16 protein-coding genes are annotated in these 19,558 nt (G+C 61.4%); 4 read left to right on the top strand and 12 right to left on the bottom strand.

Translation table 11 applies throughout. From position 1 onward, the window contains the following. Positions 1-63 precede the first annotated feature (63 nt). Complete coding sequence (ilvD, locus tag HKK53_RS22490; RefSeq protein ID WP_054044474.1) at positions 64-1,905, top strand: dihydroxy-acid dehydratase; 1,842 nt, start codon at positions 64-66, stop codon at positions 1,903-1,905. 192 nt (positions 1,906-2,097) lie between these two features. Here the strand turns inward: ilvD and HKK53_RS22485 are convergent, their stop codons facing one another. The 4 genes from HKK53_RS22485 to HKK53_RS22470 form a co-directional block, all read right to left on the bottom strand. Next, positions 2,098-4,575: a TonB-dependent siderophore receptor gene (locus HKK53_RS22485; protein WP_169372637.1), complete on the bottom strand. Its 2,478-nt coding sequence runs from the start codon at positions 4,573-4,575 to the stop codon at positions 2,098-2,100. A gap of 174 nt (positions 4,576-4,749) precedes the next feature. After that, positions 4,750-5,754: a FecR family protein gene (locus tag HKK53_RS22480; protein WP_237150596.1), complete on the bottom strand. Its 1,005-nt coding sequence runs from the start codon at positions 5,752-5,754 to the stop codon at positions 4,750-4,752. Then, on the bottom strand, positions 5,751-6,284 hold the full coding sequence (locus tag HKK53_RS22475) for an RNA polymerase sigma factor (RefSeq protein WP_169372636.1): 534 nt from the start codon (positions 6,282-6,284) through the stop codon (positions 5,751-5,753). Before HKK53_RS22475 ends, HKK53_RS22480 begins: the two co-directional genes overlap by 4 nt. 111 nt (positions 6,285-6,395) lie before the next feature. Beyond that, positions 6,396-7,451 (bottom strand): haloacid dehalogenase-like hydrolase, encoded by a 1,056-nt coding sequence (locus HKK53_RS22470; protein ID WP_169372635.1) that lies wholly within the window; start codon positions 7,449-7,451, stop codon positions 6,396-6,398. 251 nt (positions 7,452-7,702) lie between these two features. Here HKK53_RS22470 and HKK53_RS22465 point away from each other — a divergent pair, with 251 nt between their 5' ends. Continuing rightward, positions 7,703-9,094, top strand: coding sequence for an L-cystine transporter (locus HKK53_RS22465; protein ID WP_169372634.1), 1,392 nt, complete (start codon positions 7,703-7,705; stop codon positions 9,092-9,094). 117 nt (positions 9,095-9,211) lie between these two features. On the opposite strand, the gene HKK53_RS22460 is transcribed toward HKK53_RS22465, so the two are convergent. Continuing rightward, on the bottom strand, positions 9,212-9,724 hold the full coding sequence (locus HKK53_RS22460; RefSeq protein WP_169372633.1) for a dihydrofolate reductase: 513 nt from the start codon (positions 9,722-9,724) through the stop codon (positions 9,212-9,214). An 85-nt stretch (positions 9,725-9,809) separates the two neighbouring features. Between HKK53_RS22460 and HKK53_RS22455 the strand changes: the two genes are divergently transcribed. Further along, complete coding sequence (locus tag HKK53_RS22455; RefSeq protein WP_169372632.1) at positions 9,810-11,180, top strand: DUF2868 domain-containing protein; 1,371 nt, start codon at positions 9,810-9,812, stop codon at positions 11,178-11,180. After that, on the top strand, positions 11,173-12,537 hold the full coding sequence (locus HKK53_RS22450; protein ID WP_169372631.1) for a GTPase/DUF3482 domain-containing protein: 1,365 nt from the start codon (positions 11,173-11,175) through the stop codon (positions 12,535-12,537). The genes HKK53_RS22455 and HKK53_RS22450 overlap by 8 nt, the downstream gene beginning before the upstream one ends. A gap of 40 nt (positions 12,538-12,577) precedes the next feature. Here the strand turns inward: HKK53_RS22450 and HKK53_RS22445 are convergent, their stop codons facing one another. From HKK53_RS22445 to HKK53_RS22415, 7 genes are all read right to left on the bottom strand, one after another. Then, complete coding sequence (locus HKK53_RS22445; protein WP_237150594.1) at positions 12,578-13,018, bottom strand: hypothetical protein; 441 nt, start codon at positions 13,016-13,018, stop codon at positions 12,578-12,580. Continuing rightward, complete coding sequence (locus HKK53_RS22440; RefSeq protein ID WP_169372630.1) at positions 13,009-13,542, bottom strand: hypothetical protein; 534 nt, start codon at positions 13,540-13,542, stop codon at positions 13,009-13,011. The genes HKK53_RS22445 and HKK53_RS22440 overlap by 10 nt, the downstream gene beginning before the upstream one ends. A gap of 94 nt (positions 13,543-13,636) precedes the next feature. Next, positions 13,637-14,224 (bottom strand): phosphonate degradation HD-domain oxygenase, encoded by a 588-nt coding sequence (locus HKK53_RS22435; RefSeq protein WP_169372629.1) that lies wholly within the window; start codon positions 14,222-14,224, stop codon positions 13,637-13,639. Further along, entirely contained in the window at positions 14,224-15,357 is a 1,134-nt protein-coding gene (locus HKK53_RS22430; RefSeq protein ID WP_169372628.1) for a TIGR03364 family FAD-dependent oxidoreductase, read from the bottom strand. Before HKK53_RS22430 ends, HKK53_RS22435 begins: the two co-directional genes overlap by 1 nt. A gap of 134 nt (positions 15,358-15,491) precedes the next feature. Further along, positions 15,492-16,517: a putative 2-aminoethylphosphonate ABC transporter substrate-binding protein gene (locus HKK53_RS22425; protein ID WP_169372627.1), complete on the bottom strand. Its 1,026-nt coding sequence runs from the start codon at positions 16,515-16,517 to the stop codon at positions 15,492-15,494. 33 nt (positions 16,518-16,550) lie between these two features. After that, entirely contained in the window at positions 16,551-18,275 is a 1,725-nt protein-coding gene (locus HKK53_RS22420) for a putative 2-aminoethylphosphonate ABC transporter permease subunit (RefSeq protein WP_169372626.1), read from the bottom strand. Then, positions 18,275-19,351, bottom strand: a complete 1,077-nt coding sequence (locus HKK53_RS22415) for a putative 2-aminoethylphosphonate ABC transporter ATP-binding protein (protein WP_169372625.1) — start codon at positions 19,349-19,351, stop codon at positions 18,275-18,277. The genes HKK53_RS22420 and HKK53_RS22415 overlap by 1 nt, the downstream gene beginning before the upstream one ends. Positions 19,352-19,558: the final 207 nt, after the last annotated feature.

Genomic DNA, 19,558 nt, shown 5'->3' with positions numbered 1-19,558 from the left:
TGTTCCAGACGTCAATAGAAGCTCACTCCCCTTTGATACCTGATTAGCCGCCCGGAGTGCTCCATGCCTGATTACCGCTCGAAAACATCCACCCACGGCCGCAACATGGCCGGTGCCCGCGCACTGTGGCGCGCCACGGGGATGAAAGATGACGACTTCAAGAAGCCGATCATCGCCATTGCCAACTCGTTCACCCAGTTCGTACCGGGCCACGTCCACCTCAAGGACCTCGGCCAACTGGTCGCCCGTGAAATCGAACGGGCCGGTGGCGTCGCCAAAGAATTCAACACCATCGCTGTGGATGACGGCATCGCCATGGGCCACGACGGCATGCTGTATTCGCTGCCGAGCCGCGAGATCATCGCCGACTCTGTCGAGTACATGGTCAACGCCCACTGCGCCGACGCCATCGTCTGCATCTCCAACTGCGACAAGATCACCCCTGGCATGCTGATGGCCGCCTTGCGCCTGAACATCCCGGTGATCTTCGTTTCCGGTGGCCCGATGGAAGCCGGCAAGACTAAACTGGCCAGCCACGGCCTCGACCTCGTCGATGCCATGGTGATCGCCGCCGACTCCAGCGCTTCTGACGAGAAAGTCGCTGAGTACGAGCGCAGCGCCTGCCCGACCTGCGGTTCGTGCTCCGGCATGTTCACCGCCAACTCGATGAACTGCCTGGTTGAAGCCCTGGGCCTGGCTTTGCCGGGCAACGGTTCGACCCTCGCCACCCACAGCGACCGCGAGCAGCTGTTCCTGCAAGCCGGCCGCACCATTGTCGACCTGTGCAAACGCTATTACGGCGATAACGATGAGTCGGTGTTGCCGCGCAACATCGCCAACTTCAAGGCGTTCGAAAACGCGATGACCCTGGACATCGCCATGGGCGGTTCCACCAACACCATCCTGCACTTGCTGGCCGCGGCCCAGGAAGCCGAGATCGACTTCGACCTGAAGGACATCGACCGCCTCTCCCGCCACGTACCGCAACTGTGCAAAGTCGCGCCGAACATCCAGAAGTACCACATGGAAGACGTGCACCGTGCCGGCGGGATCTTCAGCATTCTCGGCTCGCTGGCCCGTGGCGGTCTGCTGCACACCGAGCTGCCGACCGTGCACAGCAAGAGCATGGCCGAAGGCATCGCCAAGTGGGACATCACCCAGACCACTGACGAAGCCGTGCATCACTTCTTCAAGGCCGGTCCGGCGGGCATCCCGACGCAAACCGCGTTCAGTCAGTCGACCCGTTGGGAAACCCTGGACGACGACCGTGAAAACGGCTGCATCCGCAGTGTCGAGCACGCTTATTCGCAAGAAGGTGGCCTGGCCGTTCTGTACGGCAACATCGCCCTCGACGGTTGCGTGGTGAAAACCGCCGGCGTCGACGAGTCGATCCACGTGTTCGAAGGCAACGCGAAGATCTTCGAAAGCCAGGACAGCGCCGTGCGCGGCATCCTCGCCGATGAAGTGAAGGCCGGCGACATCGTGATCATCCGCTACGAAGGCCCGAAAGGCGGCCCGGGCATGCAGGAAATGCTCTACCCGACGTCGTACCTGAAATCCAAAGGCCTGGGCAAAGCCTGCGCCCTGCTCACCGACGGCCGCTTCTCCGGCGGTACCTCGGGCCTGTCCATCGGCCACGCTTCGCCAGAAGCCGCTGCCGGTGGCGCGATTGGTCTGGTGCAGGATGGCGACAAGGTATTGATCGACATTCCGAACCGCTCGATCAACCTGTTGATCAGCGATGAAGAACTGGCGGCACGCCGGGTCGAGCAGGATCAGAAAGGCTGGAAGCCAGTCGAGAAGCGCCCACGTAAAGTGACCACCGCGCTGAAAGCCTACGCCCTGCTGGCCACCAGCGCCGACAAGGGTGCCGTGCGGAACAAGGCGATGCTCGACGGGCTGTAAGTCTTAATCGTCACCATAAAAATGCCCCGCCAAGTGCGGGGCATTTTTGTTTACGCGATCCGATCGTTCCCACGCTCCCGCATGGGAATGCCTCAAGGGACGCTCCGCGTCCAGTGACGCGGAGCGTCACGGGCTGCATTCCCACGCAGAGCGTGGGAACGATCGATACGCAGATCCCCCCGTAGGAGCCCGTTAGAACTCGGGTTTGTACGTCACGCTAAACATCATGTTCCGCGGATCGCCATAGTAGTTATTCGCCGAAACCTGGCTGTACGACGGGATGAAGTACTGTTTGTCGAACAGGTTGTTCAGGTTCACTGCCAGCGTGACCTCATCACTGGCCTCATAGGCAATACGCGAATTCCAGATCGCAAACCCCGGCTGTTCGAACCCACGATCAAAACCGACGGTACGACTCTGCGCGTTGACCCCCGCACCGACGCTGACTTTGTTGAAGTCGCCCGGCAAGGTGTAATCACCCCAAATGCGCAGCATGTGCATCGGCGTAAACGTGGAAAAGACCTTGCCCTCAAGCTCCGGATCCTTGAGGAACTTGGTGGTGTTGTAGGTGTAGCTGCTGGTCAGTTGCAGGCCCGGTGCAACTTCACCGCTGATCTCCGCCTCAATGCCTTGGCTGCGAATTTTGCCGGACGCCGTCGAGCAGTACCAACCGCTGCACGCCTCGTCGCTTTCGATATCAGTGGTGAAGTCGGTGACCGCACGATTTTTGTGAATGTAGCGGAACAGCGCCAGCGAGGTGTTGAGCTGGCCATCCATCAATTCGCCCTTGATCCCCAACTCGTAGTTTTTGCCTTCGACCGGCGGCAGCCCGGTTTTTTCCTTGGTCAGCTGAACCTGAGGAATGAACACTTCGGAGTAGCTGCCGTAGACCGACCACTCATCGTTCAGCGCATACACCAGGCCGGCGTAAGGCGTGACCTCGCCGCTGGTCTTGACCGAGTTACTCTCGCCGTTGTCCTGCAGTTCACGGGCGAAGTAATTGTCCTGGTTAAACGTGTAGTCGTACCAACTGGTGCGCGCGCCGAGAATCAGGGTCAGCGGATCGGCCAGCTTGACCCGCCACGAACCGTAGAGGCCTTTCTGCCGAATGTCATAGGTGCTGGTTGCGAGGTTGGCACTGTCGGCGATGCTGTCGAAGCTCTGGTCAGGGCGGTGATGGTCGATGTCGCTGACGTCCACCCCCGGCGAAAAGGCGCGGGCATAAGCATCATCGGTGGTGTATTTCGAATAGTTGGCGCCCAGCACCACGCTTTGCTTGAACGACAAGGCTTCGAAGTCGCCGTTGACGAACACGTCCAGGCCACGGTTTTTGCCGGAAAAGTCAGTGGCGTAATCCGCAAAGCGCGGCCCGGTGGTAGTGCCGACGGGCACCGCGCCCGTGATGAACTGATACGTCGCTTCGTTGGACTCGTTCATCGCTATCGCCGACGCCTTGATTTTCCAGTTGTCGTTGAAGTGATGTTCCAGGTCCAGATACACGGCGGTCTGATCATTGAACGAGCGGTTCCAGGTTGAACCGGTGTAGGAGGAACGCGGCAAGTCCAGCGGCTTGCCATCGGTGTAACGCGGCAGGCCGAGGAAGTAAGGCCGGCCATGGCTTTTCTTGTTGCTGAAGCCGACGCCGAGCACGGTGTCGTCGCTCAGATCGAAGTCCAGCGCGCCGTACACGGTCTGTTCCCAGTTCCAGGTGTAATCGGAAAACGAATGGCCTTTCTCGTAGTTGACCACCGCGCGTCCGCGAAGGGTGCCGGTTTCGTTCAGCGGGCCACCGACATCCGCTTGCGAGGCATAACGGTCCCAACTGCCGGCCTTGGCACTCAACGTCACGGTCGGTGCGGCTTGCGGGCGTTTGCGCACCAGGTTGATCGCACCGCCCGGACTGTTGGCTCCCTGAAGCAAACCCGCCGCGCCGCGCAACACTTCCATGCGGTCGTAAATCACCATGTTTTCGGTGATGTAACTGCCCAGTGCGTAGACATCGCGAGGGACCGGCACCCCGTCGTATTGCAACGCTTCAATGTCGAAGCCTCGGGAGAACATGAACATGCCCGGGCCTGGTGACCGGATTGAACTCAGCCCGGGTACTGCTTCAATCGCCTGAGTGAGGGTGGTGATGTTGCGGTCATCCATCGCCTTGCGCGTCAGCACACTGACCGATTGCGGGATGTCCTTGAGCTTCTGGGTGCTTTTACCAATGGTGACCGCGCCGGTGGTGTAGGAACCGCTGCCTTCAGTGGTGGCTCCAAGCTGCCGGGCACTTACTTTGGTGGCGCCCAGCTCCATCGCCGACCCCGTCGCCACGCGCTTTTCCAGGGTCACGCTGTCACTGTCGATATAGCTCGCGTCCAGTCCAGTGCCGACCAATAACCGCGCCAGAGCCTCATCCTTGGCAAAACTGCCGCGCAGGCCGGGCGATCGCACACCTTGGGTCACTTCGGCCGAGACCAGCACTTGAATGCGGGTCACGTCCGAAAACGCGGCCAAGGCGGCGTCCAGCGACTGAGCCGGAATCTCGAAGCGATAGAGCTGGGCCTGCGCGGCAGGTGCGGCCTGTGCGTGGACCGGCGCGCCTGTAAATGCCAGGCCCAGAGCCAGCGTCAACAAAGTCGGCAGGCCGGGCAGGCGCCGGGCGGCAATCGGATGTCCCATGGAAGTGTCCCCAATGATCGAAGTCGGTGTGACGGCGCGGCACTACTTGAGAGTGCTTATTGTTTACGCCTCAGTGATCAAGGACGACGACCCCGCGGAAAACCCTGAAACTATTTGAGAATTATTTTCACCTGCATCTAAAACAACACAAACCTGTGGCGACCGGCTTCAAGCTCATCCTTCACGCAGCACCAGTAAATACGGGGTGTAATGGTCAGCACGCAGATGCAGGGTGTAGACCAGCGCCTTGACCACGGCGTCGGGTTTGTCGATGTCGAACACCCCGGAGACTTGCCGCTCACGCAAATCATCGCCCAGCACCAGCGTGCGACCCGGCCAGTAGCGGTTCAACTCGTCCACCACCTCGGCCAGGGGTTGCTGGCGGAACACCAGTTGGCGTTGCCGCCAGGCAAATCCGGCCGCTGGATCGAAACCATGCACCGTCGTCAGCTGCCGACTCCGATACTCGACCGCACGCCCCGGCTCCAGGTACACCGGCTCACCGCTGCCGGCGCTGACCTCAACGCGGCCCTCGGCGACCTGCACCCGAGTCTCATCGGTGCGTCGGGCAACGCTGAACTGCGTGCCGACGACTTTCACCCAACCCTCGCCGGAGGCCACGACAAAAGGCCGCGCGGCATCCTTGGTCACTTCGAACCAGGCTTCGCCCCGCAACAGGCGCACCTGCCGTTCGCCCGCACTCATTCGAATCTGAATCGCGGTATCGGTATTGAGTTGCAGCGTTGATCCATCGGCCAGCTCTACCCGGCGCGTCTCGCCGGTACCGGTCGCATAGTCGGCGCGCAGGCGATCCAGCCAAGGGGTTTGCAACGCCACCGTTCCGACCATCAACAGCACCGCGGCGGCGCACGCCCATTCGAACCATTGCCGCGCACGTGGTTTGCGCCAGCGTGCCTGCTCCTGCTCCTGCTCCTGCTCGCGGATCGACCGCGCCGGTTCGCGCAAGGCGCCGAGCAACGCCCGCACCTCCTGCCAGGCATCGTCCTGGGCCTGGCCCTGCGCCAGCCACGAGGCAAACGCATCCAGTTCGCTGGCGCTCACGTCTTCGGCCTGGAGCCGGAAATACCAGCCGGAAGCCTCGGCAAACAGGTCGTCGGCGGGCGCCGATGCTGCGGGTTCAATCATCAGGGGTTCCACGGGTACGGGTTCGCGAGTCATGGCCGCGCACCTCGGTCATCGTTCGCCAACCGTGCCTGGATAAAGGCCCGGCACTCGATCAGCGCACGACGCAATTGGTATTCGACGCTACGCGGGCTGATGGCCAGACGCTCGGCAATCTCCCGGTAGGAATGTTCGTCGACATGATAGAGCAGGAAAATCTGTCGGGTGGCCTCAGGCAGCGCGCAAATGGCATCGCGCATCAAGGCTTCGTCCTGATACGCGGACAATTGCTCCACGGCCGAAGGGCTGCTGCACGGCAGATCTTCGCTGGGTTCGCCGGTTTCCATACGCTCGCGACGAATTGTCTGGCGCTGGTGATCGCGCACCAGATTACTGGCGATGGTGAAAAGAAAGGCCGGCAGGTTGTCGATTTTCTCGCCGGATTCGAGACGCGCCAGGCGCAGGAAAGACTCCTGGGTCAGATCAGCCGCCACCTGGGCGCTGCCAGTACGACGGATGACGAAGGCTTCCAGGGCTTTCTTTTGTTCGGCGAACAGGCGGGCAATCTGCGTATTCCAGGAGGGCACAGCACTACCTTGATCGAGAGGGTCGTTCAGGAGCGCGCACGCTAGCAGAAGATGCGAGTGATTCGCAATGATCGTTCCCACGCAGAGCGTGGGAACGATCAGATGAAGGGATTACTGAATCTCTTCAGGCTTGACGATCACCCAATTCTTGTCCGCCGTCACCGGCAACCCTTCCTTGGCCTGGGCCGCGGCGTGCTTGGCCATCATGCCGTTAATCTGGGTCATGTATTTATCTTTGCGGTTGACCCACAAGTGAATGCCGCCCTTGGCCACATCGACGCTGTGGAACAGCATGTAGCCGTCGCTGCTCGGGGTATCGCCACCCACCAGCACCGGTTTTTTCCATTCATCGATGTAGGTCAGGATCGCCGCTTGCTTGCCGGCCATCCAGGTCGCCGGGGTCCACAGGTACGGGGTCAGTTCGAGGCCAAGGTTGGCCTTCTCGTCATACTTGCCGGCGGTGATCTGCTTGCGCGCGGTGGTCAGTTCGCCGGTCTTGCGGTCCTTGAGCAGCGTGGTCACGCCGATCACGTTCTGCGGTTTGACGTTGTAGCCGTACTTCGGATCGGCCGCGACCATGCGCACCAGTTCTTCGGAGGCAGCGGTCATCACGTAGACCTCGATGCCGTTCTCCATCAGCTTGTTGTACAGCTCGGCCTGGCCGGTGAAGATTTTCGGTGGCTGGACGTCGATGGTCTTGACCACATCGCCGTCGTAATAGGTGCTCGGCACCGGCTTACCGGACGCCATCAGCTCATCGACATAGCCCTTGAGCTCTTGCAGGGTGAAGCCGGAGAACACCTGGGCGACCCATGGATAGCAAACCATGTCGTCGATTTCGCAGAGGCGATAGTAGTAGCTGAACAGGCTTTCCTTGTGGTCGGCGGTGTCCTTGAACGGGATCAGCTTCAGGGAAGGATCGAGGGTTTCGCGGGTGATCAGGCCCTTGTTTTCCATGAATGGCAGCAACGACTCTTCGAGGTCGTAGCGGTAACTGGTGTTGTCCATGTCGAACACCGCGAAGTTACCCTTGTTGGCATTGGCCGCGATCATCGCGTCCAGCGCCTTGGCCTGATCGGCTGGCCAGTGCTTCAAATCCGTGGCGAACGCCTGGCTGGCGAGGCCGAAGCAGAGTGCGGCAGCCAGCATTTTCGGTGCGAATTTCATCTGCATGCTTCCTTGTAGAGAGACCCAGATTCAAAGACATCGACGCTAACAAAAAAGTGTGACAGTTCCCGCCTGCCCGCGACCGCTTGCGTCCCCTTCGCGCCAGCTGCATCCCTGTGCGCGACATCCGCTTATTCCAAAAACGACAGTCCACCTCTGTTTTTGGTATTAATTCATTAGATATCAAGCTGTTAGGCTTGCCGGTTCGCAGTCACACACGAGGGTGGCTGGCACAAGTCTATGGAGTCTTTATGAATCTGCCGCTGATTCTCAATCTGCTGGTGTTCCTCGCCTTGCTCTTTGGCCTGGCGCAAACCCGTCACACCTCCTGGAGCCTGGCCAAGAAGGTCCTGCTCGCGCTGGCATTGGGCGTGGCGTTCGGCGTGGCGTTGCATGCCATCTACGGTGCCGGCAACCCGGTGCTGAAAGCCTCGATCGGCTGGTTCGATCTGGTTGGCAATGGTTACGTGCAGTTGCTGCAAATGATCGTGATCCCGCTGGTGTTCGCTTCGATCCTCAGCGCCGTAGCCCGGCTGCACAACGCTTCGTCGTTGGGCAAGATCAGCTTCCTGACCATCGGCACCCTGCTGTTCACCACCGCCATCGCGGCGCTGATCGGCATCGGCCTGACCAACCTGTTCGGCCTGACCGCCGAAGGTTTGGTCGCCGGCACCCAGGAAATGGCGCGCCTGCAAACGATCCAGACCGACTACGCGGGCAAGGTCGCTGACCTGAATGTGCCGCAGTTGTTGCTGTCGTTTATCCCGCAAAACCCGTTCGCCGACCTGGCCCGGGCCAAGCCGACCTCGATCATCAGCGTAGTGATCTTCGCTGCGTTCCTCGGAGTCGCCGCGCTGCAACTGCTGAAGGATGACGTCGAAAAAGGTCAGAAAGTGATCAACGCCATCGACACCCTGCAAGCCTGGGTGATGCGCCTGGTGCGCCTGGTGATGAAGCTGACCCCGTACGGCGTGTTGGCGCTGATGACCAAAGTGGTCGCCGGTTCCAACCTGCAAGACATCATCAAGCTCGGCAGTTTCGTCGTGGTGTCGTACATCGGCCTCGGCCTGATGTTTGTGGTCCATGGCCTGCTGGTGTCGGCAGCCGGGATCAACCCGCTGCGCTTCTTCCGCAAGATCTGGCCGGTGCTGACGTTTGCCTTCACCAGCCGCTCCAGCGCGGCGAGCATTCCGCTGAGCATCGAAGCGCAAACCCGTCGCCTGGGTATCCCGCAATCCATCGCCAGTTTCGCCGCTTCGTTTGGCGCAACCATCGGCCAGAACGGCTGTGCCGGCCTGTACCCGGCGATGTTGGCGGTGATGGTTGCGCCAACCGTGGGCATCAACCCGCTCGACCCGCTGTGGATCGCGACGTTGGTGGCGATTGTGACCCTGAGTTCGGCCGGTGTGGCGGGTGTAGGTGGCGGCGCGACGTTTGCCGCGCTGATCGTGCTGCCGGCCATGGGCTTGCCGGTGTCACTGGTGGCGCTGCTGATTTCGGTTGAGCCGCTGATCGACATGGGCCGTACGGCGTTGAACGTCAGTGGCTCGATTACGGCCGGGGCGATTACCAGCCAGATGATGCAGCAGACCAATCAGGAGCTGCTGGGTGCGGATGAGCATGCGGAGTTGGCGCAGGCTTAAGGCTTTCATCGTGACCGATCGTTCCCACGCTCCGCGTGGGAATGCAGCCCGTGACGCTCCGCGTCACTGGACGCGGAGCGTCCCTAGAGGCATTCCCACGCAAAGCGTGGGAACGATCTATGCGCGCTCCCAAACCTCGAAGTTGTATGCCGGCTTATCTTCCACCGCCGGATTCTCAATGTTCGACACCAATTTCCATTCGTTCAAATCAAACTCTGGAAACCACGCATCCCCTTCCGGGCTCAACGCCACGCGCGTCAGATAAAGTCGATCAGCCTGCGCCAACCCTTGGGCATACAACTGCGCCCCGCCAATCAGCATCAGCTCATCGACGCCCTGCTCTTTCGCCCATTCCTCGGCACGAACAACGGCGGCTTCCAGCGACGGATAAACCTCCGCGCCTTCCAGCACCAGATCCGCCTGGCGGCTGACCACGATGTTCAACCGACCCGGCAGCGGGCGACCGAGGGAATCCCAGGTCTTGCGACCCATGATGATCGGCTTGCCCAGGGTGGTGGCCTTGAAGTATTTGAAGTCCCCCGGCAAGTGCCAGGGCATGCTGTTGTCGACGCCGATCACACGGTTTTCACCGAGGGCTGCGATCAGGCTGAGGGGGAGTGATTTAGTCATGCCGGCGAGGATACCAGAGCCTCCCTTTTCCCGATAAGCGCCACAGCGGTTATGCTCACCGTTCATCTAAGCGACGGGATGCCGCGTGACTGAACTGAATAACCTCTGGCTGACGGAAACCATCCGCCTGCGCGAAGAACACGCCGGGCCCCTGGACGACCTGGAAGCCAACCGACTGGCCCGCACGGCGGGCGGCGATCTGCCGACACGGATTCAACGCCGGGCCCTGTGGCTGGCCGAACGGGATGGACTGACCAGCGCCCTCAAACACTGGCTGCAAGGTGCGCGATTAGCGTTGTTAGTGATGGCTGTACTGGCCGTGGTCAGCGGTGCCGGCCTGGCCTTTGCCGCACTGGGCGACGGGCAGGTCTCGGTGAATGTGTTCTGGGCCTTGGGCAGCCTGCTCGGGCTGAACCTGATTCTGCTGCTGAGCTGGGCCTTGGGCCTGGTGTTCGCCGGTGAACACGGCGCCACACTCGGACGCCTGTGGCTGTGGCTCAGCGAAAAACTCGCCAGGGACGCCAAAGCCGCGCAACTAGCCCCCGCCCTCCTGCTGTTGCTGCAACGACACAAACTCAATCGCTGGGCCGTCGGCGTGCTGGTCAACAGCCTGTGGTTACTGGCGATGCTCAGTGCGCTCGCGATTCTGCTGACGTTGATGGCGACCCGACGCTACGGCTTCGTCTGGGAAACCACCCTGCTCAGTGCCGACACCTTCGTGGCGATGACCCAAGCCCTCGGCGCCCTACCTTCGCTGCTTGGTTTCAATGTGCCGACCGTGGAAATGATCCGCGCAAGCGGCGACACCGCGCTCAATATCGAGAGCGCTCGCCAAGCCTGGGCAACGTGGCTGGTCGGTGTGTTGGTGGTTTACGGTGTGCTGCCGCGGCTGCTGCTGGCACTGCTTTGTCTGTGGCGCTGGAAAACCGCTCAGGCTGGCTTGCGTCTGGATCTGAACCTGCCCGGCTATGCGCAATTGCGCGAGCGGCTGATGCCCACCAGCGAACGCCTGGGCATTAGCGATGCTGCGCCGGATCAGCTTCACCGGGTTGAAAGCGATGTCAGTGACCTGCACAGCGATGGCGCGCTGCTGGTAGCCATCGAACTGGACGATCAACGTCCATGGCCACCGCAATTGCCAAAGTCCGTCAGCAATGCGGGCATCCTCGACAGCCGCGAATCCCGAAATAAACTCCTCGAACAGCTAAGCCGCTTTCCCCCGGCACGCCTCGCCATTGCCTGCGATCCACGCCGCTCACCGGATCGCGGCAGCCTGGCATTGATCGCCGAACTGGCACGCAACGCCAGCGCCACCCGCGTCTGGTTGCTGCAAGCGCCGGCCGGCGAAGCGCTGGATGCCGAGCGTTTGGGTGACTGGCACACGGCGCTGCAACAACTCGAACTGCCCTTCGCCGATTGCGCGCCGTTGAATTGGCTGGAGACCGGTCATGACTAAGCCTTTGAAACTCGCGGTGGTCGGTCACACCAACGTCGGCAAGACCTCGTTGCTGCGCACCCTGACCCGGGACGTCGGATTCGGTGAAGTGTCCCATCGGCCCAGCACCACTCGGCATGTCGAAGGCGCGCGGCTGTCGGTGGACGGCGAACCGTTGCTCGATCTCTACGACACCCCGGGCCTGGAAGACGCCATCGCCCTGCTCGACTATCTGGAACGCCTGGAACGCCCCGGCGAACGCCTCGACGGCCCGGCGCGACTGGCGCGATTCCTGGAGGGCAGCGAAGCGCGGCAGCGTTTCGAGCAAGAAGCCAAGGTGCTGCGCCAACTGCTGGCCTCGGACGCCGGCCTCTACGTGATCGACGCCCGGGAGCCGGTGCTGGCCAAGTACCGCGATGAACTGGAAGTGTTGGCCAGTTGCGGCAAGCCACTGCTGCCGGTGTTGAACTTCGTCAGCAGCGCCAATCATCGCGAGCCGGACTGGCGTGAAGCTCTGGCGCGCCTGGGTTTGCATGCGCTGGTGCGCTTCGACAGCGTCGCCCCGCCGGAAGATGGCGAACGCCGACTCTATGAAAGCCTCGCGCTGCTGCTGGAAAACGCCCGTCCACAACTGGATCGCCTGATCGCCGATCAACAGGCTCAACGCCTGGCGCGCCAGCAAAGCGCGGCGCGGCTGATTGCGGAATTGCTGATTGATTGCGCCGCGTGCCGTCGCAGTGTGGTCAGCGAGGCGGAACAGGAACAGCAAGCGATCAGCGAACTGCGCAAGGCTATTCGACAACGGGAACAGCGCTGCGTCGAAGCCCTGCTCAAGCTCTACGCCTTCCGCCCACAAGACGCCGCCGCCAGTGACTTGCCGCTGCTCGATGGTCGTTGGGGCGATGACTTGTTCAACCCCGAAACCCTCAAACAACTGGGCGTTCGGGTGGGCGGCGGCATCGCGGCGGGCGCGGCGGCCGGTGCCGGTGTGGATCTGCTGGTGGGCGGCCTCACGCTAGGCGTGGCGGCACTGGCCGGGGCGATTGCCGGCGGCGCCCTGCAAACGGCGCGCAGCTATGGCAGCCGCTTGCTGGGCAAGATCAAGGGCCAGCGGGAGCTGACCGTCGATGACAGCGTGCTGCGGCTGTTGGCCCTGCGCCAGCGGCAACTGGTACAAGCCCTGAACCAGCGCGGGCATGCGGCGATGGACAGCATTCAAGTGGCCATGCCCCAGGACAAGACCTGGCGCGAAGGCAAGCTGCCCGAAGCGCTGAACAAAGCGCGGGCGCACCCGCAGTGGTCGTCGCTCAATCCGCAGGCGAAGTTGAGTCAGGCGGAGCGGCAGGAGCAGGTTGAAGTGTTGGCCCGACAGCTCTGAGCCTGATCGTTCCCGCGCTCTGCGTGGGACCGATCTATCGCTACCAGCCCAACTTCAAAAACTGCTTCACCAATGCCGTAACCCGACTTCGATCCGTGCGATTCGAGCGCCCGTCATTGTCCACATCTGAACTCCATATCAGCTCCAGCTCGCCATCGTTATCAAGATCCTGGGCCGCGGCCTTGTAGGCGATGAGCGGCCCTTCGTGAAAATGTAGCCTCACTTGTTCCGGAGTGCCGTCGGCGGAAGGGTTCTGCGAGAAGATTCGCAGGTGCCGCTCCTCGCTTTCGTCGGTGTTGAACCACGCACATTTCAGATAGGTTTTACCCAAGGTCTTGAGCCGGCGCAGGTCAGCGTTCGTTGCCACGCGCTGCAATTGATCGTGCTCAAAAAACTGGTAAAGCACGGTGTCCGCGTGACCCTGGCCGGTCGAGTCTCTGGCGATGACCTTCAAGTAGCGCACTGGAGCGATCACTTCCATTTGAACTTCAGGTAGGTACCACTCAGCAGTGCCACCAGCTCCTGATCCGCGGCGTCGGTATCGCCATCATTGTCCACATCGAAGTGGATCACCCAATCCAGCGTGCCGTTGTTGTCCGTGTCGTAGGCCGCGGCGGTATAAGCCAGGGTTTTGTCGGTCGGTTTGCCGGTGCCTTCATGAAAGTGCAAACGCACGGTATCCGGGCTGCCATCCCTGGCGAAATCTTCAACGAAGATTTTCAGATAACGTTTGGTGGAGGCTCCGGGATTGAACCAGTTGAGTTTCAGGCACGCATTGGCGAAGGTCTTCAGCAATCGCTGATCAGTAGTGTTTTCCGCACCGTTGTTGGTGACATCGCCCATTTTGTAATCGACGTTGCCATCGGCGTCGAAATCCAGTGCAAAGGCTTTATTGAGCAGAATGTCATCGCCCGGCGTACAGGCCGTCTCATAGAACTGCAGTAATACAGAGTCTGCCCGGCCGTTGCCGATTCGATCCTGAACGGTGACTTTCAAATAGCGCATGAGCGTTCCTTGCCGATTAAAGAAGCTCAAACACTAGCGACTCCACCGCGTTGCGGCCATGGCGCTCATTCGCCGCGAGGAGTAGGGCATTTCGCTAAATGTTGCCCGTAAAACGACGGGCATCTCCCTGGACCAGTAGCGCAACCGCTTTCGCCTTCAGCACTTCAAGATCAATCAGCGGCACCCACATTTCCTTGGCCTGCTCATCCCATTGGCGCATGCGCAAACTGACGGCACACAACGGATCGCGCTCGAACGCCTCGGCCTCGGCCAGCGTCATCACCCCGCCCTGATATTCCAGGGTGCGGCGACTGGCCTCGCTCAAGCGTTCGTAGTACCCAGGTTCTTTCAATGTCAGATAACGCTTGGCCTGCACGTGGTACTCCACCAGCCGCGCCATGCGTTCGCTGAAACCGGCGCGCCGCAAATAGTCAGCGCCAAGGCGCTCGTGGCTGACCACGCCGAAGCCGCCCATGTTTTCCGCGCTCTCGGCGCAGATATGCCCGATATCGTGGAAGAACGCCGCCAACACCACTTCATCGTCGAAGCCTTCGGCCATGGCCCGTTCGGCGGCCTGGGACATGTGCTCGATCTGCGACACCGGTTCGCCGATGTAGTCGCTGTCGCCGAAGCGTTCGTACAGGGCGAAGACCTCGTCGACCACTTGTTCATGACTCGCCATCAATCCTCTCCCAACAGCAGTGCGACGTTACGCTCGGCCATCGCCGGTCCGACGCTCATGCCGACGCCGGTGTGCATCAGCGCCACGCTTACACCGGGTTGCGGGCGCAGGAACGAGAACGGGCCCGGGCCTTTTGAACCATAGACCCCTTGCCAGCGCTCCAGCACTTGTATTTTGCAGCCCAGCGTTTGCTCGGCCAGTTCGATCATCCAGTCGTCCACCTGCTCGGCGTTGAACGGTGAAGGATCGCTGCCGTAATGGTGGGAATCGCCGATGATCAATTCGCCGTAAGGCGTCGGGCTGATCAGCAGGTGAATGCCGTTGTCGTGCAAATGCGGTGCGTCGCGCAGGATTTGCGCCTGGACCGCGGCGGCTTCCGGCAGGTCGGCAAATGCGCCGTAATGCACGCAACTCAATCCGGTGAGCAACGCGTGTTGCAGATTCAGGTTGATTTGCGGCCGGGCGCGGAGCATTTGCAGGCGGCAGATTTGCGGGTTGAGCGCGGCAATCGGTTCGGCCAGCAACGTCTGATAATCATGGCCGGAACAGACGATGATCTGCCCGGCGCTGAAACTGCCGGCGGTGCTTTGCAAGCGGCCGGGCTCGATGTCGCGCACCAACGTGGAGAAATGAAACTCGACGCCGAGTTCGCGGCGCAGGTAATCGATCAACGCCGCAATTGCCTCGCGGGAATACAGTTGCTGATCGTCCATGCCGTGCAGCGCAGCACGGTGATGGCTGAACTGGCCGCCGTACAAATCCCGCAACGCCGCGCCGCGCAACAGTTCGACGTTGTAGTTGTGTTCCACGGCGCGACCGTTGCAAAAGGCTTGTAGCAGGTGTTCTTCGGCTTCGGTGCGCGCAAATAGATATGAGCCGTTGCGCTTGAGTTGCAGGCCGGCGACGTTGGCCCAATGGCCCCAGATGTCGCGGCTCGCTTTGGCCAGTTCGAGCATCGGGCCGGGAGGTTGGCCGGTGACCAAGGCCTGGCCGAAGTTGCGGACCGAAGCGCCCAAAGGTGTTTCGCTGCGTTCGAAAACGCTGACTTTGAGACCGCGCTTGGCGGCGGCGTAGGCGTGGGACAGGCCGAGGATGCCGGCGCCGACGATGAGCATGTCGTGGTGTTGCGTCATGGAGTTCCCCCAATGATCGTTCCCACGCTCCGCGTGGGAATGAATCCCGTGACGCTCTGCGTCACAGAGGACGCGGAGCGTCCTTGGCTGCATTCCCACGCAGAGCGTGGGAACGATCGGTCGAGCGGTGTCGGTTACTTGGCAACCACTTTCTCGGACTTGCCGTCATAGCGCTTGCGCCACTCAGTCAGGATTTCGTCGCGATTCTTCGACGCCCAGGCAAAGTCGTTCTTGATCAGCCGCTGCTCGTAATCCGCCGGTAATTCGGTCTGCGGTTTGGCGATACCTGGCTGCGCGAGGACCGCGAAGTTCTCTTTGTAAAGCTCCATCGCCGCCGGGCTGGCCGAGAAGTCCGCCAGTTTCTTCGCCGCGTCTTCGTGCTGCGTACCCTTGATCACCGCAGTCGCTTCAATCTCCCAACCCAGGCCTTCTTTCGGCAGGATGATGTCCAGCGGCGCGCCTTGGCGTTTCAGCTGAACCGCCGGGTATTCAAAGGAGATACCAATCGGGAATTCACCGGACGCCGCGAGTTTGCACGGCTTGGAACCGGAGTGAACGTATTGACCTATGTTCTGGTGCAAGCCATCCATGTAGGCCCAGCCCTGCTTCTCGCCAAAGGTTTGCAGCCAGGCGCTGACGTCGAGGAAACCAGTACCGGACGAGGCCGGGTTAGGCATGACGATCTTGCCTTTGTACTCAGGCTTGGTCAGGTCTTGCCAGCTCACGGGTTTGCTCAGGCCCTGCTTCTCGGCTTCGACGGTGTTGAAGCAAATGGTCGCGGCCCACACGTCCATGCCGACCCAGGCTGGCGGGTTGGCGGCATCGCGGTAGTTGCCGCCGATCTTGCCCAGGTCCTTCGGCGCGTAGCTTTGCAGCATGCCTTGCTGATCGAGGATCGCCAGGCTCGATGCGGCCAGGCCCCAGACCGCATCGGCTTGCGGGCGCTCTTTCTCGGCCAGCAACTTGGCGGTGATGATCCCGGTGGAGTCACGCACCCACTTGATCTCGACGTCCGGGTTGGCCTTTTCGAAGGCGTCCTTGTAGGTCTTCAGTTGTTCGGCTTCGAGGGCGGTGTACACCGTCAACTCGGTTTTCGCCGCGAAGGCGTTCAGGCTGAAAGCGGTGAGGACAGCAGCGGCCAGGGCCAGGGGCTTGAACATGATCTTTTCCTGTTTTTGAGTTGAGGGTGTGAGTCAGTTGCCGGGCGCGGTCTGCCGCCAGGCCTGGGAGCGGCGCAACAAACCGCGCGAAGCCCAGGCCAGCAGCAAGGACACGCCCGCCGAGGTGAACAGAATCAGGGTCGACATCGCCGCCGCGCCGCCGACGTTTCCGGCGTCATCCATGTTCAGCACTGCCACCGCCGCGAGGATGGTGTCGGGGCTGTAGAGGAAAATCGCCGCCGAGACGGTGGTCATGGCCGAGACGAACAGGTAGCGCACGATGTCCAGCAACGCCGGCAGGCAGATCGGCACCGTGACTCGCAGGTAATGTCGATACAGCGGCGCCTTGAGCGACAGCGCGGCGGCTTCGAACTCGGCGTCGAGCTGGCGCAGCGCGGTGGTGGCGGTCATTTGTGCAGTGGTCAAATAGTGAGCAATGGTGCAGACCACCAGCAGGGTCATGGTCCCGTAGAGCACATGCAGTGGGTTGCCGCTGAGGTTGAAGAAGAAGACGTAACCCAAACCCAGCACTAGGCCCGGCACCGCCATCGGTACGAAACTGAGCATGCGCAAGGTCAGATTCAGTCCGCGCTGGCCCTTGGTTTTTTCCATCAGGTAGGCGCCGGTGAAGATCAGCACACTGCCGATCAACGCCGTGCCCAACGCCATTTTCACGCTGTTGCCGTAGGCCAACCAACCGCCGCCCGCGGTGTCGTTGAACTGGTAATGGTTGAGCGAGAGCGACAGGTTGTACGGCCAGAATTTCACCAGCGACGAGTACACCGCCATGCCGAACACCAGCAGCAACACCGCGCAGATCAGCAACACGATGGCCAGGTAGCAGCCGTCCCGCAGCTTCGACGGCGCCGGTTTGAACACTTGTGCGCGGCCGCTCATGGAATCGCCGTGACGTCGGCGCAACCAGGCATCGACACCGAAGCTGAACAGCGCCGGCAGCAGCAACACCATGCCGATCAACGCGCCGCGCCCGAATTGTTGCTGGCCGACCACGGCTTTGTAAGCTTCCAGCGCCAGCACTTGATAGTCGCCGCCGACCACCACGGGCACGCCGAAGTCGGTGATGGTCAACGTGAAGACGAGGCAGAATGCGGCGAACACCGCCTGACGGGTCGCCGGCCAGGTGATGCTGCGGAAGGCTTTGGCCGGACTGGCGCCCATGCTCGATGCCGCATCGAACAGTCGCGCATCCGCCAACGAAAGCGCCGACAGAAGAATCATCAAGGCGTGTGGGAAGGTGTAGATCACCTCGCCCAGAACAATGCCCCAGAAGCCGTAGATATTGTCCGAGAGCAAACCACGCAACATGCCCTGATTGCCGAACAGATAAACCAGCGCAATCCCCGGCAACATCGACGGCGCCATCAGCGGCAACAGCGACATGCCGCGCCAGATGCCTTTGCCAGGAATCAAGGTGCGTTGCAGCGCGTAGGCAAACAGGTAGGCCAGCGGTACGACAATCGCCGCGACGCTGAGGGAAACTTTCAGGCTATTGCCGAGCAACCAGTGGAAATTCGCACTGGTCACCAATTCACGGGCAGCCACTAGACCGCCGCCCTGCCCGGCTTCCGAGCTGAAGCCACGCCAGAAGATCGCCAGCAACGGCATCAACACCGCAACGCCGATCAACACCAGCAACAGGACTTTGCCGCCCACCACGAACACCCGGTCGCCGATCTCGGCACGGGAGGTCTGCCGAACCTGCTTGTGCGGTATCGGCAGCGCGAGGTTCGCGCTCATCAGGCAAACACCTGCAGGCTGCGCGGAGGCAAGGCGACCATGATCTGCTGCGCACCGAGGCGCGGCATGGCTTCCGGCGCCAGTTCCGCCAGCAAGGCGTGACCCGGTAGTTGATCGAGTTCGAAACTCATGCGACAGCGGTTGCCGAGGAAAGTGATCTCGCGAACTTTGGCCGGGAACAGGTTTTCTTCATGCACAGCCGGGTTGACGTTGATCGCCTCCGGGCGGCAGAACAAACGGCCGGAAGCGGTTTTCGCGCTGCCCTCGGCCAGGCGCATATTCAGGCCGCCGACCTGGGCATGGCTGTCGCTGCTGCGGCGAAATGGCAGCCAGTTGCCTTGCCCGACAAACTCCGCCACGAATGGCGTGGCCGGACGATCGTAGATGTCCTGCGGCGTGGCGTATTGCTCGACCCTGCCGTTGTTCATCACGGCAATGCGGTCGGCCATCAGCATGGCTTCGTCCTGATTGTGGGTGACCATCAGGGTGGTGACGCCGAGGTTGCGCTGCAATTGGCGCAGTTCGGTGCACAGGTGCTCGCGGACCCGGGCGTCGAGGGCTGACATCGGTTCGTCCAGCAGCAATAGCGAAGGTGCCGGGGCCAAAGCACGGGCCAGGGCCACGCGTTGTTGTTGGCCGCCGGACAATTGGCCGGGGTACTTTTTCTCGCTGCCGAGCAGGCCGACCAGTTCCAGCATCTGCCCGACACGCTTGCGCACTTCATCGCGACCACTGCCGGCGAGGCCGTAGGCAATGTTCGCTTCGACCGTCAGATTGGGGAACAGCGCGTAGGACTGGAACAGGATTCCGTAGTCCCGGGCTTGCGGCGCGAGGTGAGAAACGTCGCGCTCGCCAAGGTACAACTCGCCGCTGTCCTGTTTCTCCAGGCCGGCGATGCAGCGCAGCAAGGTGGTTTTGCCACAACCCGACGGGCCGAGCAGACACACCAGCTCACCGGCCGCCACGTCGAGGGACACGTTATCCAGCGCGGTGAAGGCACCGAAGCGTTTCTGCACGCCGCGCACTTTCATCGGCGCGCCGGGGTTGGTCAGGGCAGTTGCGATCGAGTGGTTCATGGACAGACCTCATCAAGCAGATGAGGCCCATCCTAGGTTTGTAATGCGTCCGTCATGTGGCAGTGAGGCAAAAACGGCTGATAGTGGTATTCGGGGATTTGGGTTCACCGCCGATCGTTCCCACGCTCCGCGTGGGAATGCAGCCAGGGACGCTCTGCGTCCCATCCCGAGCCGAACGCGGAGCGTCCGTTGAGGCATTCCCACGCA

The organism is Pseudomonas sp. ADAK7 (assembly GCF_012935675.1).
Taxonomy (GTDB): domain Bacteria; phylum Pseudomonadota; class Gammaproteobacteria; order Pseudomonadales; family Pseudomonadaceae; genus Aquipseudomonas.
Note: the sequence above shows the minus strand (reverse complement) of the source record. Positions and strands in the feature narration are given on the sequence as shown.

Bases quoted from the DNA above. Each gene is read 5' to 3' on its own strand.
- HKK53_RS22470 (WP_169372635.1), bottom strand. From the start codon at position 7,451: ATGAAATTCGCACCGAAAATGCTGGCTGCCGCACTCTGCTTCGGCCTC.
- HKK53_RS22425 (WP_169372627.1), bottom strand. From the start codon at position 16,517: ATGTTCAAGCCCCTGGCCCTGGCCGCTGCTGTCCTCACCGCTTTCAGC.
- HKK53_RS22445 (WP_237150594.1), bottom strand. From the start codon at position 13,018: ATGGAAGTGATCGCTCCAGTGCGCTACTTGAAGGTCATCGCCAGAGAC.
- HKK53_RS22420 (WP_169372626.1), bottom strand. From the start codon at position 18,275: ATGAGCGCGAACCTCGCGCTGCCGATACCGCACAAGCAGGTTCGGCAG.
- HKK53_RS22460 (WP_169372633.1), bottom strand. From the start codon at position 9,724: ATGACTAAATCACTCCCCCTCAGCCTGATCGCAGCCCTCGGTGAAAAC.
- HKK53_RS22485 (WP_169372637.1), bottom strand. From the start codon at position 4,575: ATGGGACATCCGATTGCCGCCCGGCGCCTGCCCGGCCTGCCGACTTTG.
- HKK53_RS22435 (WP_169372629.1), bottom strand. From the start codon at position 14,224: ATGGCGAGTCATGAACAAGTGGTCGACGAGGTCTTCGCCCTGTACGAA.
- HKK53_RS22415 (WP_169372625.1), bottom strand. From the start codon at position 19,351: ATGAACCACTCGATCGCAACTGCCCTGACCAACCCCGGCGCGCCGATG.
- HKK53_RS22465 (WP_169372634.1), top strand. From the start codon at position 7,703: ATGAATCTGCCGCTGATTCTCAATCTGCTGGTGTTCCTCGCCTTGCTC.
- HKK53_RS22450 (WP_169372631.1), top strand. From the start codon at position 11,173: ATGACTAAGCCTTTGAAACTCGCGGTGGTCGGTCACACCAACGTCGGC.
- ilvD (WP_054044474.1), top strand. From the start codon at position 64: ATGCCTGATTACCGCTCGAAAACATCCACCCACGGCCGCAACATGGCC.
- HKK53_RS22440 (WP_169372630.1), bottom strand. From the start codon at position 13,542: ATGCGCTATTTGAAAGTCACCGTTCAGGATCGAATCGGCAACGGCCGG.
- HKK53_RS22430 (WP_169372628.1), bottom strand. From the start codon at position 15,357: ATGACGCAACACCACGACATGCTCATCGTCGGCGCCGGCATCCTCGGC.
- HKK53_RS22480 (WP_237150596.1), bottom strand. From the start codon at position 5,754: ATGACTCGCGAACCCGTACCCGTGGAACCCCTGATGATTGAACCCGCA.